This is a genomic window from Mucilaginibacter sp. L3T2-6 (assembly GCF_030519355.1).
In the GTDB taxonomy this organism is placed as follows: domain Bacteria; phylum Bacteroidota; class Bacteroidia; order Sphingobacteriales; family Sphingobacteriaceae; genus Mucilaginibacter.
Genome location: NZ_JAUMKC010000012.1, coordinates 1 through 21768, shown reverse-complemented (window position 1 = coordinate 21768; position 21768 = coordinate 1). Strand labels below are relative to the sequence as shown.

The following is a 21768-nucleotide window of genomic DNA, read 5'->3' as shown; positions in this document are numbered from 1 at the left end:
TTCATCGCTATTTTACTGCTGACATAGGGCTGTCATCGTCTCCTTGTTTCTTTGTTTCATACATCAAACAACATTATGGAACAGCAGGAATTAACCATTTTAACAGACGTAAACGTTTCGCCTTTGGCGAATTTAATTAGAAACTATGCCGACTACAACCTGTGGGCAAATGCCACGCTTGTAAACTGGCTGCGCACGAAACCCGCTGAGATACTGGCCCGGGAGGTACCATCCAGCTTTACCACAATCAAGGCTACCATGGTGCATATCTGGCAAACTGAACGTTATTGGCTATCAGTTATCAGTGGCGCTGAGCCGAACGAAGCCGGCCCTTTCAATGGCGCCATTGAAGATGCTTTTGTTGCACTGGTTGAACAATCAGACGAGCTTGCGGATTATGTCGCTGGGATGGCCAGCGACGAAATTACTGAAAACACAAAGGTTATCAGCCCATGGTTTCAGTGCGATTTTCAAAATTTTGAGTATATTATGCAATGCATTAATCACAGCACTTATCACCGCGGGCAAATCATCACCATCGGCCGCAACCTCGGGTTTACCGATGCGCCCATGACGGATTACAATTTTTATAACATACATGGAAAATAATCTGAAATATTGAGCAGGAAGCAGATAATAGTTTTGGCTTAGACTTCAGTCTGCCGATTCAAGACTGATTTTAACTATCCAATCCATACCGCTCTATTTTACTATAAAGCGTTTTACGATCGATGTTCAGCAATTTTGCCGCCTTTGACTTATTGTATTTTACCTGGATAAGTGTTTTTTGGATGAGCTGCTTTTCGTTTATCTCGTTCTGGGCTTTGAGATCCGACTCGCGGTTCTGTGGGATGTTGTTAGATACAGAAAACAACATTTCGTCTGGCAACGTGTCTGCCCCGGCAATTTCCGAAGGGCTCAAAAGCACCATGCGCTTAATTACATTTTTAAGCTCACGGAGGTTGCCGGGCCAATCGTATTTGTGAAGAATGGTTTTTGCTTCAGCGTCAATGCCGGTAACGTTCCGACCGAGCTCGGCATTGGCAAGCTTTATAAAATGCCTGATAAATATGTCCATATCGCCGCCCCTCGCCCGTAAGGGGGTAAGCTGTATTTTAAACTCGTTTATCCGATGGTAAAGGTCCTGCCTGAAGCCCCCTTCGCCGACGCTGTGTACCAGGTCATCGTTAGTTGCTGTTATTATCCTGACGTTAACGGGAATTTGTTTGTTGCTGCCCAGTGGTTGTATTATTTTTTCCTGCAAAGTGCGCAGCAGTTTCACCTGCACATCGTAACTCAGGTTACCTACTTCATCCAAAAACAAAGTCCCGCCGTCCGCCCATTCAAACACCCCTTTTTTATCAGCAATTGCGCCCGTAAAGGCCCCTTTAACATGGCCGAATAATTCACTGGCGGCAAGGTCCTTAGATAGCGCGCCGCAATCTATAGCCACAAATGGTTTGGTAGCCCGTTTACTTTGCCGGTGTATAGCCCGCGCCACATATTCTTTGCCGGTACCGCTCTCGCCCTGTATCAATATAGCCATATCCGTCGGCGCTACCACATCAATATGTTCAAACAACTTATCCGACTGTGCACTAACGCCTTTTACAAACTCGGGGCTTGTTTTTGTTCCAGCAGCCTGCTTTTTCCCGCCTATTGCCTCGCCCATTATCATCAGCAACTCTTCCGGATTTACCGGCTTAGTAATGTAATCAAATGCCCCCGATTGCATAGCCTTTACAGCAGTACGCACATCGTTAAAGCTGGTCATGATAATAACCGGGGCATCCCCGCTGGCCTCGCGGACATTTTCAAGTACATCCATACCTGTGCCGTCGGGTAAGCGATAGTCGAGCAATAAAAGATCGAAGGTATTTTCTGAAATAAGTTTTAAGGCAGATTTAATATTTTTAGCCGTAACAATGCTATGGCCGTGCTTTTTTAAAAAGCCTTCCAATAATTGAACGAAGGTAGAATCATCTTCAACTATTAATATTTTCGCCATTTTCAAGGTATACTGCATGGCAAAAATACAAAAGGCCCCGGTATTTGGGGCCTTTCGGGGTGATAAAACAATATGATTGGGGTTTATTGAATTATTTTTCCGTCTTTATCGAACTTTAAAGCTTTGGTTTCGGTGCCTTTTTTTACATCTACCTCAAAATATTGGGTATTTCCGGCTGTAACCGAATAGGCTTCTGTAGGAACCCATGTTTTAAAAACATCGGTAGTCAAAACAGTTTTAATCGGGTCAGGAAGGGCATCCAGTTTAACAGGGCTTTTCTTTGCGGTATCAGTTTGGGCCACAATTGCAACAGTGTGCATGTTGGTTTGTAAAATGTTTGCTTTTACTGAAGCTAAACCTGCAACTATTACTGCTGCTGATAGAAACAATCTTTTCATAGTATATTTTTAAATTTTGTATGATATAATTGCATAGCACATAAGTGTGCCAAAGATGAGTGTTGTGTTTAAAATGATGAGAATTAGGCAGTTGATAAGCAAGTAATTAATATAGCACTGTTGACTTTCTCCACACTGTGTATAGAGTTTCTTTTGTAATCCCGGAATTACTCCGACAGTTTGTATCCCCTGGCATTCTGGTCAAACAGCACAGCTTTAACTGCGCGCAACTGCCCTCACGCGCGGCGCCTGCTACTCTTTTATCTGTGCTATTGCCTTACCCCAAACTTTTGTTATTTTTGACCCATCAAATTAAAACATTATGGAATTTCCGGCAGGATTAAAATACACTAAAGACCACGAGTGGATAAAGGTTGACGGCGATACCGCTGTAGTTGGCATCACCGATTTTGCACAGCGCGAGCTTGGCGACATTGTTTATATCGACATTAACTCTGTTGGTAAGGAAGTTGCCAAAGACGAAGTTTTCGGCACCGTTGAGGCTGTCAAAACCGTGTCGGATTTGTTTATGCCTGTAACCGGCACTGTAACCGAAATTAACCCGGCGCTTGATAAAAGCCCTGAATTGGTTAACTCCGACCCATACGGCGAAGGCTGGATGGTAAAACTTACCCTTGCTGATGCTTCGCAAGCAGAGGGCTTGTTATCGGCAGAGAGCTATCAATCGCTTGTAGGCGCATAATGAAACCTGCTTTAAGATATTACTGGCCCGCAATTTTGTGGGCCTTATTTATTTTAACGGTATGCAGCATTAAACTGGGCGATGTTTCAACGTCGCCGCTGTTTTTTGCAGGGTTTGATAAACTGGTACATTGCGGGTTATTGTTTGTGTTTACGGTATTAATGGCGTGGGGCTATGCGCGCAAACAAACACCGCGGGCGTTGCCACACAATGCATTACTGGCAATTACCGTTATTGCTATTGCTTACGGTGGCATGATTGAGATTTTGCAGCATTATTTTTTCACCTGGCGCAGCGGGGAGTGGGACGATCTTTTTGCAGATGTCATTGGTATTTTAATGGCAACATTCAGTATATTTATAACAGCAAAGGCATTAAGCAGATGAAAAAAAGCAGGTTGACCATTTTGGCGTTTTTGGGAATAGTGGCGCTATCGTCATGCGGTATTTTTAAAAAAGGCTGCGATTGCCCTGTATTTAAGGCATACAAGCAGGTTCCGGCTGCCGGCGGTGTCCGCCATTCCTGATCTTTATCCTGAAAATTCAAAACGGGAACAAGCTGAGCTGGTCGCTTTGCTTTTCTCCTTTCGCTCTTACCACCACCTCGCCAAAATTAGAAAGGGATATCCCCAGCAATCTTATTTTCTTATCCTCAGGTTCTGTAGCAGCCAGTAGTTTTTTTGCAGTAGCGCTGATCGTCTCCAGGTCATTTATACCGCTGGCGAACGATTGGTTGCGGGTTATTTGCTTAAAGTCGCTGTATTTTATTTTGAGAGTTACTGTACGGCCCTTTAACTGATAATGCTGCAGACGGTTACATACGGTTATTGCAATTTTATCCAACTCGGTCTCCATTTCTTCAATGGTAGTCAAATCATACGGAAAGGTATCTTCGGCTGCTAATGATTTCGTTTCGCGGTGTGGCTGTACCTCCCGGTTATCAATGCCGCGCACAATGTTGAAGTAAAACCTGCCCACCTTTCCGAAATGCCGGGTAAGCTCAGCTTCGGTTAGTTTTTTCAAGTCTTCGCCCGTGTGCAGGCCCATGTTCTTCATTTTTTGAGCTGTCACCTTCCCAACGCCAAAAAACTTCTCCACCGGGAGCTTCTCCATAAAATTTTCTATGGCCGACGGGCCGATAAATTTCAGTCCGTCGGGCTTGTTAATGTCTGATGCTATTTTGGCAACGAATTTATTAACCGAAACACCTGCAGAGGCTGTCAATTGCAGCTCGTCCCTAATGGCTTGTTTAATTTGCTGCGCGATTTCGATAGCGGAGCCGATATTGAGCTTGTCGGTAGTTACATCCAGATAAGCCTCGTCCAGCGATAGCGGCTCAATTAAATCGGTGTATCGGCTAAAAATCTCCCTGATTTTGCGCGACACCTCCTTATAGGCGTCAAATCTGGGCCTTACAAATATGGCATGCGGGCAAAGCTGTACCGCCTTCTTTGATGACATAGCCGACCGAATGCCGAATTTACGCGCTTCGTAACTCGCCGTTGCTACCACGCCGCCCCTGCCTTCGGGAGGGCCTCCCACAACTATGGGTTTGCCGCGGTAGTCCGGATTGTCGCGCTGCTCAACCGATGCATAAAAAGCATCCATATCGATATGGATGATCTTACGAAATATTTGGACGGGCGCTTCCATATTGCTGCAATACAAATATAAGCCTGAACCGATAAATGATTACATCAGGTATATGGAGGCAGGTTATAAAAAGCATCTGTATTAAAATATTTTCTATATCAAAGGCTTCGGTAAAACCAGTTTAGCATTAAAGCCGTATTTTCAACAACATTATCTTTAAATTCAACTTTATCAAGGCCAAGCAAGATTCAGCAATATGATAACCGGGCTCAAAATATTTTTTACGATACTGTTTTGCTGGATGTGCTACCAGGTAATTAATACCAGCCTGCACAGTAATCTTTTTAAGGAATGGGATTTTTTAGGGTCGATACCCTGGATGCGCGCCACCTTGTGGGATTTTTACGCCAATGTAACCGCTATATTTTTATGGGTATGTTACAAAGAGAAAAACATTGTGTTGATTATTTTATGGCTGGTATTATTGGTAGCTTTAGGCAGCATAGCCACTTGCGCTTATATACTGATACAATTGTTTAAGCTTAAGCCTAACGAAGGATTGCGGGAATTTTTTAGCAAATAAAATGGATAGCTCGATTTACAGTCTGGTAATTTACTGCCTTGTTGCCTGTTGTTTAATAATGGCATTGGTGTGGCTATGGTCATATAAAATAAAAAACGCGGGAGTGGTAGATATTTTTTGGTCATACAACTTCCCTGTAATCGGCCTGATATTGCTCTTACTGGCCCCGGGGTTTGAAACCCGGAAACTGCTGATATGCGGCATGGTGATTATTGCGGGCATCCGTTTGGGCACACACCTGGCAGTAAGGGTGTTAAAACACCTGCATGAGGAAGAGCCGCGGTATGCACACATCCGCAAAGAATGGGGAGCTAACGCAGAAGTAAAGATGTTCGGTTTTTTTCAGATGCAGGCGGTGTCGAACGTACTGCTGGCCGTGCCGTTTTTTATCATCACGCTGAATAAAGAAACCGCGCTTTCACCATTTGAATATGCAGGCGCAGCCCTTTGGGCCGTAAGTGTAATATGCGAAGCGATTGCTGATGCACAGCTGGCTGCGTTTAAGAAAAACCCTGCAAATAAAGGTAAAGTGTGCGACACAGGTTTGTGGGGCTATTCCCGCCATCCCAACTATTTTTTCGAATGGCTGATGTGGATGTCGTACTTCGTTTTTGCATTGGGGTCTCCATACGGATATATTGGCATTATCAGTCCGGCTATAATATTATACCTGCTGTTAAAGGTGACAGGCATCCCCACAACCGAGCAGCAATCATTACGCTCAAAGCCGGAGGAGTTTAAAAAATACCAGCAAAGGGTTAGCGTTTTTGTGCCATGGGTGAAAAAAAGAATCAGGAATTAAGATCAAGCGTCAGAACTTAAAAAAGATGCCTTATTTAACTATCCTGATTGTTGCCCGCCATTCTAATGTATGTTAAATTTTATGCTTTGCAATCCTCAGATCAATAAAAAACGTAATCATAAAAAATCAAAAACACGGGCAGTTGCCAAATTTTATACATGTGGTACGACAAACTGATTGAACAAAATAAAATTCCCGATTTTTTATTAAGACAGGGGATACGGAAATTATTAAAGCAGCGCCTCCGCTATGAAAACAAAGGCAATGTTGAAGCACAACAGGCGCACCTGATGAGTTTGATCGATCAATTAAAAACATCGCCTATCGCTGTCAATACGGCCGATGCTAACCAGCAGCATTACGAAGTCCCTACCAAATTTTACCAGTATTGCCTTGGTAAAAATTTAAAATACTCCTCCTGCTATTTCAGGCCCGGCGTAAGTTCATTAGACCAGGCCGAGGATGATATGCTTTACCTTACCTGTAACCGGGCGGAACTTGAAAATGGCCAGCATGTATTGGAGTTGGGCTGTGGGTGGGGCTCGCTGTCGCTGTACATGGCCGTGAAATATCCGGAAAGTACGTTTAAAGTAGTTTCTAATTCAAGAACGCAGAAACTATTTATCGATGCTGAAGCGCAAGCAAGAGGCATTAAAAACCTGACGGTGATTACCGCCGACATGAACACATTCACTATCGGCGAGCAGTTTGACCGTGTGGTATCGGTAGAGATGTTTGAGCACATGCGCAATTATCAAAAGCTAATGAACAAGGTGGCATCCTTTCTGAAACCGGATGGCAAATTGTTCATTCATATATTCACCCATAAGGAATATACATACCTGTTTGAAGTGATTGATGAAACAGATTGGATGAGCAAGTACTTTTTTACGGGCGGAATAATGCCCAGCGACGACTTACTATTTTATTTTAACGATGACCTTGTGGTAGAAAAGCATTGGCATGTAAACGGAACCCATTACGGTAAAACTGCGGAAGCCTGGCTGAAGAACATGGATAATCACAAGGCCGAAATTATACCGCTGTTTGAGCAAACTTATGGCAAAGACCAAGCCCTTAAATGGTGGTGTTACTGGCGGATATTTTACATGGCCTGCGCCGAATTGTGGAATTACAACAGGGGCAACGAATGGATAGTAAGCCATTATTTATTCCACAGAACATCGTAAAGATGCAATATTTGTGCCTAATGATTCAGCCATCCAAAAACCAATAAATGATTCGTTTTTTTCTTATTCTCATCCTGTTCCTCATTTCGCTGCTAAGTATTTTCAGGGCGCCGGAGTATCACTTATGGCTGTTGGCGATCGGCACAACAGAGTTTCCATGGCTGTTTGCTATTTTAACTATAGTTGCATTGGCCCTTGGCTATTGGATGCCGAAATGGCAAATAGCCGGGAGTATTTTAGGGTTCGTAACGCTGATGATTTTTTTATCGCCCGTGGTAAGGGCTTATCGGGTAGCTAAAGATATAAAGGCTGGTATGGGCAAAGCGTTGAATATACAGCCTGTTGCTGAAACGCCTTTCAGTTTCTTTGGAATGTTTAAAGGTGTGAAAAGCGTTGCCTACAAAACCATTACTTATGTAAATTATAAGGACACTGCGCTGACGATAGATTATTACCCGTCGCAATTGCCAGGCAAAAAGCCTTGCGTTATCATGATCCATGGTGGTTCGTGGGCTGGCGGTGATAGCCGGCAACTGCCGGAACTAAACAGCTATCTTGCTGCCAAAGGGTATAACGTGGCGTCCATAAACTACCGCCTGGCGCCTAAATGGCAAACACCGGCGCCGGTTGAAGACGTCCAGGCCTCAATAGACTATTGCCGCGCTCATGCCGAAGAACTGCACATAGATACCGGCGAATTTATATTGTTAGGCCGGTCTGCCGGTGCACAGGTAGCTTTGCTGGCCGCCTATACCCTTAATGATCCAGGCATTAAAGCTGTTGTAGATTTTTACGGTCCGGCAGATATGGTATGGGGATATTCTATTCCCTCCAACCCCTGGATAATGAACTCGCGCAAGGTAATGGAGCAATACATTGGCGGAACGTACAAGCAGGCGCCGCACAAGTATTCGGCCTGTTCGCCGCTGGAATTTGTAAACCGGTATTCGCCGCCAACGCTTATTATTCATGGCGAAAACGATGTGCTGGTGTCGCCTGAACATAGCCGCCGTTTGAATTTGAAATTAGCACAAAACGGTATTAAACATTACTGGCTTAAATTGCCCTGGGCTACACATGGCTTTGATTATAACTTAAATGGCCCCGGCGGTCAGTTATCGACCTATGCGGTAGAAACCTTTTTGAAGGGAATCATAAATAAGGCGCCCACAGCCTCGCTGATTGATACAGGAAAAACAGCAAAGACAGAACTAACAAATGAATCATCCAGGAATAAACTCCCGTTTTAGAGATTTAGCAGGCCGCACTGCCATTATCGGTACCGGCATTGCCGGCATGGGTTGCGCGCACTTTTTACACCAGCATACTGCCCTTTCTGTCTATGAGCAAAACAACTATGTTGGCGGTCACACCAATACGGTTACCGTTGATGAAGACGGGAAGCCCGTTTACATCGATACCGGCTTTATGGTTTTTAACTATAAAACCTACCCTAATTTGTGCCGACTGTTCGATGAGATAAAGGCTCCTGTTAAGAAAACTGATATGTCGTTCAGCGTGCAGCATTTGCCAAGCGGGCTGGAGTACAGCGGCAGCAGCATTAACCACCTGTTTGCGCAGCGGAAGAATATTTTCAACCTGAAATACATCAGGATGCTGAGCCAGATTGCCCGCTTTAATAAAGAAAGCGTGAAAATACTGAACGATCCCAGGTATGCTGATTATTCTATCGGGCAATACATCCGTGAATTTAAGTACGGCGAGGAAATGTTATGGAAATACCTGGTTCCGATGAGTTCCGCGGTTTGGTCAACACCCATGGAGCAGATGTTGGATTTTCCGGCAGTAACGTTAATCCGCTTTTTCCTGAACCACGGTTTTCTCGGGCTGGATACCCAGCATCAATGGTATACATTGGAAAATGGCAGCCAGGCCTATCGCGAAATATTAATACAGCCGTTTAAGGATAATATTCTGGTTAACCGCAAGGCTGTAAAAGTTAGCCGCAATGCTGATGGAACCGTTACGGTTCATGCTTCTGATGGTTCCGCTGAAAGTTTTGACCGGGTAATTATTGCTGCACATGGCGATCAGGCCTTGGCTATGCTTGAACAACCGACGAATGATGAACAACGCCTTTTATCGAATTTTAAATATCAATACAACAAGGCTGTGTTGCATACCGACAGCAGCATTATGCCAGCAGCCAAATTAGCCTGGAGCAGCTGGAATTATAGTATAAAAATGCAGAACGGCAAACTTACGCCCACCACCATCTACTGGATGAACAAGCTGCAGGGGGTATCAAACAACAAAGATTATTTTGTATCGATAAATCCGCATGAGGGCTTCGACCCTAAAAAAATAATTAAAGAGCTGGATTACGAACATCCGCTTTTTGATATTCCCGCCATAAAAGCCCAGGCAGAGTTGCATAAATTAAACCAAAACGGGCCGGTATATTTTTGCGGCAGCTATTTTAAATACGGCTTTCATGAAGATGCGTTTACCAGCGCAGTGCAACTTTGCGGGCGGTTGCTGGGGGAGCCTGTATATAGTTAGCCAGCGATTAATAACTGCCGGTAACATATCGCTGCAAAATAAAAACTAAATAAATAGTTGTTTTAATCAGGCAGATTGCATAGCTTTAGTTTAATGAAAACCTTAGCGTAAAACTTATCATTTCTTCGTGCGCGGCCGGTGCACTGAATGTTACAGATATAAGCAGGGATAAACTAAAATCAAAGTCTGAATAAACAGCTATTGACTAACCGCGGTTGCCTTATGCACTTGAATAAAACACTGATATTGCTGTTTTGGGGGCTGTTCTTTATTCTGCCTGCGGCTTTATCCGCACAATCCACCATAACAGGTAAAGTAATTAACCAGGCCGACACTAAACCTGCTTCCCATGCAAGTGTATTTTTAAGTAACAGTACAATTGGTACAACAACAGCGGACGACGGGACGTTCACCCTTAAAAACGTACCTGCCGGCAAATACAATCTCATCATATCACTGCTCGGCTTCGAAAAACTTGAGACACCGGTTGTAATAAGTGGCCAGGATTTAGACCTTCAGGTGATTATGCTGTTTCCTAAAACACTTTCATTGAAAGCGGTTACGGTAGCTGCTACACGAACCGACGGCCACTGGCGTAAGGCTTATGATAAGTTTTTGGCGGCGTTTTTAGGCCCCACAGACCAGGCCAAAGAGTGTAAAGTATTAAACTCCGGGGTATTGCAACTAAATTATGATGAGCAGAAAGGCCTGCTTACAGCTTCTTCATCAGACTTTATTGAAATTGAAAATAAGGCGCTCGGTTATAAAATAAAATACCTGCTAAAGGATTTCACCCTTGATAATTCCATTTTTGACATAACCTCGTTTAGCTACCATGGATACGTTTTGTTTGAAAAACTGAGCGGTACTGCTGCGCAGGAAAAGAAATGGACAAAGAACCGCCTGGCGGCTTATGAAGGTTCGCGGATGCAGTTTTTAAGGGCAGCGGCAAGTAATACCACTTTTGAAGAGGGTTTCAGGGTTTTGCGTTTACCATTGCAAGAGGATAACCAGCCCGATACCGTTATTTATGTCGATAAAAAAACATACATGCAGCAAAAACAGGCGCCACCGGTGGCTACAGGCCCCGACAGGGATGGTATGTACGAGCTTTTAAATAATAACGACCGGCTGTATATTACTTATAATAAATACCATCATTTTGCCACAGGTAGTTATACCCGTTTACAAGATGCGGGTAATACCCTTGTTGGCTTTACAAAAATCCCGGCCCTTTTTGATAGCAACGGCGCCTTGCTAAATCCGCAATGTATAACTTACGACGGCGCCTGGGCCCGCATGGGCATAGCAAACCTGCTGCCCGTAGATTACCAGAAAGATGGGATTAAAAAGATTTACGCAAACTCGAAAATAAAAGAAGTTGCCAATAAGTTAAAGAAATACGAAGACAGCATTAAGGCCGAAAAGGTTTACCTGCAAACGGATAAACCTTATTATGCGGTTAACGACACTATTTATTTTAAGGCATATGTAACAGGAGGAGGTAATGGCAGGCGACTGTCCGGGTTAAGCGGCGTCCTTAATGTAGATTTAATCGGCCCGGACGGTAACCCGGAGAGAACAATTAAGCTAAAGCTTAACAACGGCCTTGCCTGGGGTGATTTTAACCTGCCGGATACGCTGAAAGGCGGAATTTACCGGATACAGGCCTATACTAACTGGATGCTTAACGAAGGTGAAAACTCTTTATTTGAAAAGGAAATTCCCGTTGGTAAAATTGAAAAGCCCGCAATCCCCGAAAGCGCATCTTCTGTCACAAAAAAACATACACCCAAAGCATACGACGTTCAATTTATGCCCGAGGGCGGCACATTGGTGACGGGCAATTATTCCAAAATAGCATTTAGGGCAGTTTCGCCCGACGGTCTGGGTACTGATGTGAAAGGAACAGTTAGTGATGATGCCGGGAACGAGGTTTGCACGTTTGAATCAATCCATTTAGGTATGGGGGTTTTTGCTTTTGTTCCCGGAGCAGGCAGGCATTATTCGGCCAATATAACTTTTGCGGATGGCACAGTGCATACAATGCTTTTGCCGCCAGCAGTTAATGAGGGATATACCTTAACCGTGAACGCTGCCGGCCCAGATAGCATAAGGTTGCGGATTGCGGCGCCTGCAGGCGCGCAAGTGAATAAGCTCAACCTGATAGCCCAGTCTGGAGGAGTGGTTTATTATACTGCTGAAACCGGGGGGGCAAGCCGTTTTTTTTCAACTGTAATCCCAAAAAATCGTTTTCCCCGGGGCATTGTCCAATTTACGCTGTTTACGGCTGACGGTGAACCGCTGAATGAACGGCTTGCATTCATTAACCGGAATGACAGCGCCCGGCTTAAGCTAACGGCGAAAAACATTTATTCATCGCGTCAAAAAGTTAAGTTACAATTAGAGGCCGACGACAAAGATGGGGCTGCTCCGGGGAATTACTCTGTAGCTGTGATAGACGAGGGTAAAGTTTACGCAGATGATTTTGGTGAACCAACTATAATGAGCAGCATGTTGCTTACTGCTGAACTACGCGGTTATGTTGAACAGCCGGAGTATTATTTTACCCGAAATGATGAGAAAGCCGAAGAAGAGCTCGACCTGGTAATGCTTACGCATGGTTACAGGAGTTTTAAATGGAAAGCGGTATTAAATAATATCTATGCTGCAGAAGGATACCGGCCCGAAAAAACGCTGGCTATAAGCGGGGTTGTAAAGAAGGATAATAAGCCTGTACCCCGCGCGAGGGTAAGACTATTCGGCAAAGGGGTACGGGCGGCCTTATTGCTTGATACGGTTGCCGATGCTGAAGGCAAGTTTATTTTCGATAACCTTGACTTTAGCGGCAATGCCCGGTTTGTTATTCAGGCAAGGAGCCCAAAAGGGGACAAAGATCTGGATATTGTGCCCGATAAGCAGATCTCCGCAGCAATCATACAGGCAGCTCCTTCACCGCGCAAAAACATCAGCGAGTCTGCATTAGCATTCTATGTTTTAAACAGCAAACAGCAACGTACAGAACAATTAAAGTATGGCATAAATGAGCATGCCCGAATGCTAAAGGAAGTGACAATAAGGGATAAAAAGATCACCCCACTTGAATATTCGCAAAACCTGAACGGCAAAGGCAATGCCGACCAGATAATTACATCTGATTGGCACGAAACCTCCGGTTATACAACTTTGTGGGATGCATTGAGGGCCAAAGCGACCGGCCTAAGTTTTGATCCAATTACCCACATGGCCACTTCCAATAGGAGTATTATCCCTAAGCCCATGGTTGTAGTTGTTGATGGCACGCCGATGCTTAATTCTGAATATGTCCTTCCAGGCGGCATCAGGCGGGGCCCACTGGATGACGTTGAAGTTAACGACACTGAAAGTATAGAGATATTACTGGGCCCAAATTACGGAGCGATTTACGGAAACCAGGGAGCAGCCGGTCTCATTATCGTTACCACTAAACGTGCAAAGCCAATCAACAACTATTACAAAGATGCTCCCGGGGTAATTGTTTATCGCGGAAACGGATTTTACAAAGCCCGCGAGTTTTACTCGCCACAATATGATAACCCGCACACCAATCAAAAAATGGCAGATTTGCGCAGCACCATTTACTGGAACCCGAATATCATCACCGATAAAAATGGCAAAGCATCTTTCAGCTATTTTAATGCGGATGGCAAAGGCACTTACCGGGTGGTGATTGAGGGTATTGATGCAGATGGAAATCTGGGAAGACAAATATTGAGATATAAGGTAGAATAGATAGTGGTAGCGACCGCACGCATGCTGCTATTCCCGGCAATCTTGCAGACATACCAGAGATTAACCCAAATGAAAATGGCATCAAAAACAAGAGTAAATCCAGCCGCCACCGATATTTGCTGATTCGTGTCCGGTTAAAGTAAAGTAAACCCTTAACGGAGTACAGAGCATCCAAAGCCGGCCATCTTGTTTCCTTGCCTCTATCCGGCTGAAAATTGCCCTGGGTATTTACAGCAATAATCGATACTGGGATTAAAAGCCGGGCCCCGGAATGGACCACGTAGCTTAATGGTCTATTTAACTATTTCCTTGAAACAATAATTACCCTCCGGTTGTTAATCGATTGATTAATTTTTTATGGCTGAATATCAGCTAATTACCAAAAACTGACAAATTGATGATATTATCAATCAATCGTTTGATTAATTTTGGTCAAGGAAAAAGCAATGGAGAAAGAAAAAACTGATAAACCAGATAAGAAAGACCACATCCTTGATGTTGCCGAGCGCGTGTTTTCGGATCTTGGATTTGATGGCGCTTCCACCCGCTTGATTTCGGGCGAAGCTGGGGTGAATATGGCGATGCTTAATTACTATTTCGGGTCGAAAGAGGGATTGTTCCTGGCAATTTTCGAACGGAAAATCTCATCATTCCAAACGCTGTTGCAAAATATTGGCAATGATGAAACCATGAGCTCGTGGGACAAGCTGTCCACTTCCATAGACAAGTATGTCGATCGCATTATCGTTAACAACTGCTTTCAGAAACTGATCAACAGGGAAATATCGATGAACAAACGCTGGGAGCTTACCGATAAGATAACGGAAATATTGATGGTTAATGTGAAAGAGATACGGAAAATATTGGACGAAGGCATTAAAAACGGCAGTTTTTTTGCCGACATAGATTGCGAAATGGTCATCGCTACCATATTCGGTACTAAAAACTATATACTTAATACCCCGCAATTATCATCACTGATACTGGGGTACGATGTCCGCGACGAAAAGCTGATGGAAGAGAAGCTCAAGCCTCGCATTAAAACATATATGAAACGACTTTTGAAAGCCTACTTAATGACCGACAATGACCACATCAAACAATAACATCCCTACCGCTATGAACAGTACGCTGAAAAGCTTTCTGCGTATATTAATACCTGCCGCGCTGCTTACCCTGCTGCTTGCGGCGGCCGCAAAAGCACAAGACCGGACCATTACACTTGACGAAGCCATTAAGCTTGGTATTGATAACAGTAAGGTGCTGAAGCTTTCGCAAAGTAAAATTGACCGCGCTGTATCGCAATATAACCAGGCTAAAGATAATGTTTTGCCAAGCGGCAGCGTAAGCTTTGATTATAACCGCGCGCAGATACCAGCCAATAAGCTGGCATTCGGTACCCAAACTATTTCGCTGCCTAAAAGTGCTGACGCGTTTTTAGGCATTGTGTCGCTTAACGAGACGATTTTCGGCGGGGGTAAGTTGCGTTATGCCAAAGAGTCGACCGATCTGCTGACACAGGTTGCACGTCTTGATGCAGACATTGATAAGGACCAGATAACTTACGACATCATAAATGCCTACTATAATCTATACAAAGTATTGCAAAGCAAAAAGGTAGTTGAGCAGAATCTTAGGTCGATAGATCAGCAGATCAAGCAATCACAGCGTTTTTTTGAACAGGGCCTGGTAACCAAGAACGATGTACTGCGTTTTCAGTTACAGCGCTCAAACATTGAACTAAACGGTATAGACCTGGAAACTAACCGTAAGATTATTAACTACAACCTTGATGTGCTTTTGGGTTTGAACGAAAGTACTCAGCTCAATATCGCGCAGATCACCGAGGCTGAACGTTCGGTCGCGCCTTTGGCAAACTATATCGATACGGCAATTAGTAGTCGTCAGGAATTTAAGCAGGCTGACCTGCGTACCAAATATGCAGAAACAAGTATCAAAAATATCCAGGCTAACTCTACGCCAACGCTGGGTGCTTCTGTAAGCGGATATTACGTTGATGTGTCTGCCAATCCGATTCCGAAAAGTGGCAGTTATATTACCCCGGTAACTATTGGTTTAGGGCTAAAGTGGAACTTTTCGGCGCTGTGGACCAACAAAAATAAAATAGCCGAAGCAAAAATTCAGCGCGAGGAAACATTGATCAATAAAAACATCGAGCTGGACAACGTTAAACGTGAAGTAAATCAAAATTACCAGAACTATTTACAGGCGCTTGATAAGATAAAGCTGCTGCAAACCTCGATTGAACAGGCTGGCGAAAATAACAAAATCCTGGAATCGAAATATAAAAGTAACATCGCATCGGCAACAGACCGGGCCGATGCTGAAACGTTGCTTTACCAGGCGCAGATAAATCTTGAGCTGGCAAAAGCCGACGCAGGGCTTGCATACTATACCCTATTGAAATCAACCGGAAAACTTAACAAATAACCCAGAACTCCAAAACAATATATACGATGGCAAAGTCAAACGAAACACAGGAAAATCAGCCGAAAAAAAAGCCTAACAAGGTTATACCTATCATATTGGGCATCATCTTGCTAGGGGGTATAATTTTCGGTATAAAGGAATACATATATTACGGTAAACACGTGGATACCGATGATGCCCAAATTGACGGTAACATAAGCCCTGTAGTAGCCCGCGTCGGCGGCTATGTTGACAGCATTTATTTTGAAGAAAATACACACGTAAACAAAGATCAGGTACTCGTAAAAATTGATGACCGTGATTATAAAGTGCGTCTTGAGCAGGCAGAAGCGGCAGTAACAGGCGCAAGCGCTAATATCGGTGTAAGTGAATCGCAGATATATGCTAACGCCGCAAATTCGGCCAGTGCGAAAGCACAGGTGGCTTCTAATAAAGCACGCCTGGATAAGGTGAAGAAAGATTACGACCGTTACGCCAACCTGGTAAAAGACGGGTCTATAACTCAGCAGCAATTCGACCAGGCTAAAGCCGATCTGGAAGTTGCACAAGCTAATTACCGCGCAGCGCAAGACCAATTTAAGGCAGCCCAGGAACAGGTTGGCACAACCAAAAGCCAGCTAAATGTAACCCATACCGGCGTAAGCCAGAAACAGGTTGATGTTGACTATGCTAAGCTGCAGTTATCTTACACCTGGGTTAAGGCCCCGTCAAGCGGTATTACCTCTAAAAAGAACGTCCAGGTAGGTCAGCTGGTTCAGGCAGGGCAGACCCTGTTTTCAATAGTGAATGATAACAGTATTTATGTTACTGCCAATTTTAAGGAAACACAACTGGACAAGATCAGGAACGGGCAAAAGGTAAATATTGAAGTTGACGCCTATCCCGAAATGAAGGTTGAAGGCGAAGTTTACAATTTTTCACCTGCCACAGGCGCCAAATTTTCGCTGCTGCCACCAGATAATGCCACCGGAAACTTTGTGAAGGTTGTTCAGCGCGTTCCTATTAAAATTAAGATAAACGCGTCAAAAGAAGACCTTGCCAAACTACGCCCGGGAATGAGCGTAAATGTTTCGGTAAGAGTAAAGGAATAATTTAGTCCAAAGTTTTGAGCCAGGATTTCGCGTCAGCTTGACGGGGGAATGGACTGACTTAAGACTGACGACTGCGGACATAAGACTTAGAAAAAATGGCTGAAACCGGCTTTAAGAAATGGATTATCACTATTACGGTTATCGTAGCTTCATTATTGGAGCTGATAGATACCACGATAGTAAACGTATCCCTGCCTGATATACAGGGTAACCTGGGCGCCACCCTGGAGGATATCGCATGGGTGGTTACGGGTTATGCCGTAGCAAATGTTATCATATTGCCTATGTCCGGCTGGTTAGGCAGCCGCTTTGGGCGAAAACAATACTTCATTACCTCGATTATAGTTTTTACCATCGCTTCTTTTTTGTGCGGTAATGCAACAAGTCTCGATGAATTGGTTCTGTTCAGGATACTGCAGGGCGTTGCAGGCGGTGGTTTGATATCAACATCGCAGGCTATCCTTGTTGAAACCTGGCCCCGCGAGCAAATTGGTACTGCTACAGCATTGTTTGGCCTTGGCGCCGTTGTTGGTCCTACTGTAGGACCAACCATAGGCGGATTCATTACCGACCATTATAACTGGCGCTGGATCTTTTACGTAAATATCCCGGTTGGCGCGATAGCTGCATTCTGTGCATATACATTTATCAGGGAAACTCCGAAAGATGAAAAAGGGAAACCCATCGACTGGTGGGGAATAGCGCTGCTGGCCATAGCAGTAGGAAGTTTGCAGACTATTTTGGAAAAGGGCGAGTCTGAAGACTGGTTCGCAAAGACATACATCCTGGTGCTTACCATTACTGCTGTATTAGGTGTTATCCTTTTTATATGGAGAGAGTTAAGTATCGATTATCCGATAGTTAATTTTGGCATCCTGCGGCACCGCAGCTTTGCCGTGGGTATGTTTACGTCGTTCGTACTCGGGTTTGGATTGTATGGGTCGGTATTCGTGTTCCCGGTATTTTGCCAGAATTTGCTCGGTTTTACGGCACAGCAAACCGGTGAGCTGTTGTTTCCCGGCGGTTTATGTACCATCTTTATGATGCCATTTATTGGTAAGATGCTCAATAAAGGCATACCTGCACAATTCATGGCGACTGCAGGCATGTTTCTGTTCTTCGTGTTCACCACTATGCTGAGCAACTCGACGTTGGCTACCGGCCAAAAAGACGTGCTGATTCCGTTGCTGATACGTGGTGTGGGCATGGCCCTGTTATTCGTACCCTTAACTACGTTGGCCATTGCCGACCTTAAAGGCCCCGAACTTGGCCAGGGCACCGGTTTAAATAACATGATGCGCCAGCTCGGTGGCTCTTTCGGTATCGCGGTGCTGACCACGGTAATACACATCAGGTCCGGCTTCCACCGGAGCATATTACTGGAGCATGTGAACCCTTATAACCCGGCGTTTACGCAACGACTTAATATGTTAACCCAAAGCTTTCTGGCAAAAGGTAAATCAATGCTTGATGCAACCCATATGGCTTATGCGGCTATAGAAGGAGCCGTGGTAAAACAAACATTGCTGCTAACCTACGATGATGCGTACTGGATGTCGGGTTTGGTGATGTTGTTTTCTATCCCGCTGCTATACCTGCAGCCATTTAAAAAGGCAGCAAAACTGCCTGTAGACGCGCATTAAAGGCAGGTTTAAGTGCCTGACTGTCCGTATGTAGATACAGCTCTTTTCTTTGAACGGAGCTTACGGTGCTGAACTTCAAAAAATAAAAAGCTGTTCATTTTTCATGAACAGCTTTCCCCAAAAAACTACAATTAAAATTTTATTATCACCCCGGTCGCAAATATGTTTGTTGCCAGGATATTTAATCTAAGGCCTAAATGTACAATTTTTTACATCAAAAACGCAAATTTAATTGGCCCGGGAATGCGATTTATGAAAAATAAATGAAAATTTGCCGACTCATGTTCTAAAACGCCCGAGAAAAATTCAATTACGTTCGTCCCGATCTTTTTATTTTACAGTCAAGCCCATTCACCGAATCTTTACCGAATCAGCCCGATGCCGACCCTTACCTCAGAGGGAAGGTTCATCTATAAATATCAGATCATTATTTTTTGCAGGATACTATTTTTTAGCCGGATAGATAAATTGCATTGGTACATTAGCCGGCAATACGCTTTTGGCGCTTAAAAATGCGCTTTTTTGAAGTTTGGGGGCTATTTTCTAAACAAAATCAACTTTTTTAAAAAAGGGCTTGCGTAAGAAAAAAAGGTGCGTATATTTGCAGTCCCAAACGGAGTGGTAGTTCAGCTGGTTAGAATACATGCCTGTCACGCATGGGGTCGCGGGTTCGAGTCCCGTCCATTCCGCCAATAACAAAGTTAAAAACAACTAAAGGCCTGTAAATTAAATGTTTACAGGCCTTTTTGTTTTCTGAAATATGCCAAAATATCTAATTTTTACCATCAAAAAGGTGAGCGTTACGGTGAGCATATTTGAGAAGCCCGAATGCTCACCAGGAACGCTGTAACGTATTGTATTACAGCCTGTTCAATCGTTAAACATCTTGACTGCAAGTGACGAAATAAACAATTTTGTTTCACTTAAAATCATTTGTAATGAGAACACAAGTTAATTTGCTTTTCTATTTGAAAAAAAGAGCAACCTACAAAAGCGGTCCCGTCGCGATTTATTTACGATTTACTGTTGAAGGGCAACGTGCCGAAGTATCCACCGGAAAAACCTGTGACCCTTCCCGCTGGAATGTGCAAGCCGGCCGTGCTAACGGCACTAAAGAAGATGTGCGTGTTTTAAATATGTACCTGGACACCTTACAGGCCAAAGCGCAGGAGTTGCATAATCTGATGACGATCAATGAAGATGAGGTTACAGCGGAAACGCTCAAGAACAGGTTTATCGGAAAGGTAGAAAAAGCCCGCACACTTGTCACTGTATTTGAAGATCACAATGCGAAGATGGAAAGCCTGCTCGGGCAGGAATTTGAAAGAAGCACCTTACAGCGTTACAAAACCTGCCTGATGCACACCAAGGATTTTATGCAATGGCAATATAATGTTTCGGATATACCAGTAAAAAAAATCAGTTTTTCATTTTTAAACGATTTTGAGTATTACCTCCGCAGCGTCCGCAAATGTGGTAATAACTCAGCGATCAAATACATAAAGAACTTAGGTAAAATCGTCCGCATCTGTTTGGGTAATGGCTGGCTGACGGTTGACCCCTATTTGAACTATAAACCCAAGCAAAAGGCCGTTCACAGGGAAGTGCTGACGAAAGAAGAATTAGAACGGATCTATAAAAAGAAATTCGGTGTGGAGCGTCTGAACACTGTCAGGGACATTTTTGTGTTTTGTTGCTATACAGGGCTTGCCTATGTAGATGTACACAAGTTAAAGCGTGAGGAACTGGTTAAAGGGATCGATGGCAATTTGTGGATATATACCCACCGACAAAAGACGGATACATTGTCTCGCGTTCCCGTGCTACCTGTTGCCTTAGCAATCATCCGCTCTTATGATAAGCATCCGCAATGTATAGCTGAAGATACTTTGCTGCCGGTGATGACCAATCAGAAGATGAATGCCTATCTGAAAGAAATAGCCTACATCGCCAAAGTTAAAAAGCTTCTGACTTTCCATATTGCCAGGCACACATTCGCCACTACTGTTACACTAAACAATGGGGTTCCGATTGAAAGCGTTGCTAAAATGATGGGGCATACAAGTATCAAGACCACGCAGATTTATGCGAAAGTCATGGATCATAAGATCAGTTCCGATATGCAGCAATTGCAAAGTAAGCTGACTGTGAAAAAGAGGACAGCAAAGGCAGCGACGGCATAAGACAGGCAAAGCTTAACCAACAGCATTTTACAATCATTCATAGGTAATTAAAACATGAATAAATTCAAAAAAAGTTGCCCATTAGGGCAACAATAATTATATTTGTATGGAACGAGTAAGGAAAACAATTTTTTATAAGCGCTACTTTTTAGACTTTTTCGAGTCCCAGCGGCTGAAGGTTAAAAAAAGGATAACATGGACGCTTGACGTGATCGAAACGGTCGCTCAGGTGCCTGAGCAATATTTAAAGCACTTAGAAGGCACTGATGGTTTGTACGAGATCAGGGTTCAGGCCGGTAGTGACATTTTTAGGATATTTTGTTTTTTTGACAAAGGAAAACTGGTTGTATTGATGAACGGATTTCACAAAAAAACGATGAAGACACCGCCAAGTGAAATTGAAAAAGCTTTAAAAATTAAGAAAGAATATGAAAACAGTAAATAAAGATATTACAACATTCGAGGAACTTAAGGACAGGGAATATGGCCCAATAGGCACACTATCCAGGGACGAATACGAAAAGGGTTTTGAAGAATTCTTGGTCGGGGTGATGATCAAAGAAGCCCGTTTGGCGCAGGGAATGACTCAAACCCAGTTGGCAGAAAAGTGCGAAACTACCAAAGCCTACATCTCTAAAGTGGAAAATAGTGTCAAGGATGTGCGTATATCTACGCTAAGAAACATAGTTGAAAGAGGTTTAGGTGGGCATTTGCAAGTGTCTATACAACTGTAAGCGCGAACTTGACTAATACAAAAGAGGCCGTCTCATAACTAGTTTATGAGGCGGTTTTTATATTAATGGTTTTTTATTTTAGGTGTTTGAATTTTG

At 43.8% G+C, this 21768-nt stretch carries 19 protein-coding genes and 1 tRNA gene; 17 read left to right on the top strand and 3 right to left on the bottom strand.

Annotated features, from left to right (window positions below):
* Positions 1–75 precede the first annotated feature (75 nt).
* On the top strand, positions 76–609 hold the full coding sequence (locus Q3W13_RS14195) for a DinB family protein (RefSeq protein ID WP_302864824.1): 534 nt from the start codon (positions 76–78) through the stop codon (positions 607–609).
* Between the two features lie 70 nt (positions 610–679).
* Here the strand turns inward: Q3W13_RS14195 and Q3W13_RS14190 are convergent, their stop codons facing one another.
* Both Q3W13_RS14190 and Q3W13_RS14185 read right to left on the bottom strand, forming a co-directional pair.
* Positions 680–2008 carry a sigma-54 dependent transcriptional regulator gene (locus Q3W13_RS14190; RefSeq protein ID WP_302864823.1) on the bottom strand — a complete coding sequence of 443 codons (1329 nt, stop codon included), beginning with the start codon at positions 2006–2008 and terminating at the stop codon, positions 680–682.
* Positions 2009–2091: 83 nt separating this feature from the next.
* Complete coding sequence (locus Q3W13_RS14185; protein WP_302864822.1) at positions 2092–2406, bottom strand: hypothetical protein; 315 nt, start codon at positions 2404–2406, stop codon at positions 2092–2094.
* A gap of 322 nt (positions 2407–2728) precedes the next feature.
* On the opposite strand from Q3W13_RS14185, the gene gcvH reads away from it, so the two are divergent.
* Entirely contained in the window at positions 2729–3109 is a 381-nt protein-coding gene (gene gcvH, locus Q3W13_RS14180; protein ID WP_302864821.1) for a glycine cleavage system protein GcvH, read from the top strand.
* Positions 3109–3495 carry a VanZ family protein gene (locus Q3W13_RS14175; RefSeq protein WP_302864820.1) on the top strand — a complete coding sequence of 129 codons (387 nt, stop codon included), beginning with the start codon at positions 3109–3111 and terminating at the stop codon, positions 3493–3495. Before gcvH ends, Q3W13_RS14175 begins: the two co-directional genes overlap by 1 nt.
* A gap of 156 nt (positions 3496–3651) precedes the next feature.
* Here the strand turns inward: Q3W13_RS14175 and dinB are convergent, their stop codons facing one another.
* Complete coding sequence (gene dinB / locus Q3W13_RS14170; RefSeq protein WP_302864819.1) at positions 3652–4761, bottom strand: DNA polymerase IV; 1110 nt, start codon at positions 4759–4761, stop codon at positions 3652–3654.
* A 196-nt stretch (positions 4762–4957) separates the two neighbouring features.
* Between dinB and Q3W13_RS14165 the strand changes: the two genes are divergently transcribed.
* The 14 genes from Q3W13_RS14165 (at position 4958) to Q3W13_RS14100 (ending at position 21672) form a co-directional block, all read left to right on the top strand.
* Positions 4958–5284: a DUF1475 family protein gene (locus Q3W13_RS14165; RefSeq protein ID WP_302864818.1), complete on the top strand. Its 327-nt coding sequence runs from the start codon at positions 4958–4960 to the stop codon at positions 5282–5284.
* Positions 5285–5342: 58 nt separating this feature from the next.
* Positions 5343–6086, top strand: coding sequence for a DUF1295 domain-containing protein (locus Q3W13_RS14160; protein ID WP_302864817.1), 744 nt, complete (start codon positions 5343–5345; stop codon positions 6084–6086).
* 158 nt (positions 6087–6244) lie between these two features.
* Positions 6245–7276: a cyclopropane-fatty-acyl-phospholipid synthase family protein gene (locus Q3W13_RS14155; RefSeq protein WP_302864816.1), complete on the top strand. Its 1032-nt coding sequence runs from the start codon at positions 6245–6247 to the stop codon at positions 7274–7276.
* Positions 7277–7323: 47 nt separating this feature from the next.
* Complete coding sequence (locus Q3W13_RS14150) at positions 7324–8526, top strand: alpha/beta hydrolase (RefSeq protein WP_302864815.1); 1203 nt, start codon at positions 7324–7326, stop codon at positions 8524–8526.
* Positions 8495–9799, top strand: a complete 1305-nt coding sequence (locus Q3W13_RS14145; protein ID WP_302864814.1) for an NAD(P)/FAD-dependent oxidoreductase — start codon at positions 8495–8497, stop codon at positions 9797–9799. Before Q3W13_RS14150 ends, Q3W13_RS14145 begins: the two co-directional genes overlap by 32 nt.
* Before the next feature lie 222 nt (positions 9800–10021).
* Positions 10022–13570 (top strand): carboxypeptidase regulatory-like domain-containing protein, encoded by a 3549-nt coding sequence (locus Q3W13_RS14140; protein WP_302864813.1) that lies wholly within the window; start codon positions 10022–10024, stop codon positions 13568–13570.
* Between the two features lie 446 nt (positions 13571–14016).
* Complete coding sequence (locus Q3W13_RS14135; protein ID WP_302864812.1) at positions 14017–14676, top strand: TetR/AcrR family transcriptional regulator; 660 nt, start codon at positions 14017–14019, stop codon at positions 14674–14676.
* The gene (locus Q3W13_RS14130) at positions 14657–16021 is read left to right on the top strand and encodes a TolC family protein (RefSeq protein WP_302864811.1); all 1365 of its coding nucleotides are present in this window, start codon (positions 14657–14659) and stop codon (positions 16019–16021) included. Before Q3W13_RS14135 ends, Q3W13_RS14130 begins: the two co-directional genes overlap by 20 nt.
* Positions 16022–16047: 26 nt before the next feature.
* Entirely contained in the window at positions 16048–17112 is a 1065-nt protein-coding gene (locus Q3W13_RS14125; protein WP_302864810.1) for an HlyD family secretion protein, read from the top strand.
* 95 nt (positions 17113–17207) lie between these two features.
* Positions 17208–18755 carry a DHA2 family efflux MFS transporter permease subunit gene (locus tag Q3W13_RS14120; protein ID WP_302864809.1) on the top strand — a complete coding sequence of 516 codons (1548 nt, stop codon included), beginning with the start codon at positions 17208–17210 and terminating at the stop codon, positions 18753–18755.
* 615 nt (positions 18756–19370) lie between these two features.
* Positions 19371–19447, top strand: a tRNA-Asp gene (locus tag Q3W13_RS14115).
* A gap of 246 nt (positions 19448–19693) precedes the next feature.
* Positions 19694–20938 (top strand): site-specific integrase, encoded by a 1245-nt coding sequence (locus Q3W13_RS14110; protein ID WP_302864808.1) that lies wholly within the window; start codon positions 19694–19696, stop codon positions 20936–20938.
* 106 nt (positions 20939–21044) lie between these two features.
* On the top strand, positions 21045–21383 hold the full coding sequence (locus Q3W13_RS14105) for a type II toxin-antitoxin system RelE/ParE family toxin (protein ID WP_302864807.1): 339 nt from the start codon (positions 21045–21047) through the stop codon (positions 21381–21383).
* The gene (locus Q3W13_RS14100; RefSeq protein WP_302864806.1) at positions 21367–21672 is read left to right on the top strand and encodes a helix-turn-helix domain-containing protein; all 306 of its coding nucleotides are present in this window, start codon (positions 21367–21369) and stop codon (positions 21670–21672) included. The genes Q3W13_RS14105 and Q3W13_RS14100 overlap by 17 nt, the downstream gene beginning before the upstream one ends.
* The last annotated feature ends 96 nt before the right edge of the window (positions 21673–21768 follow it).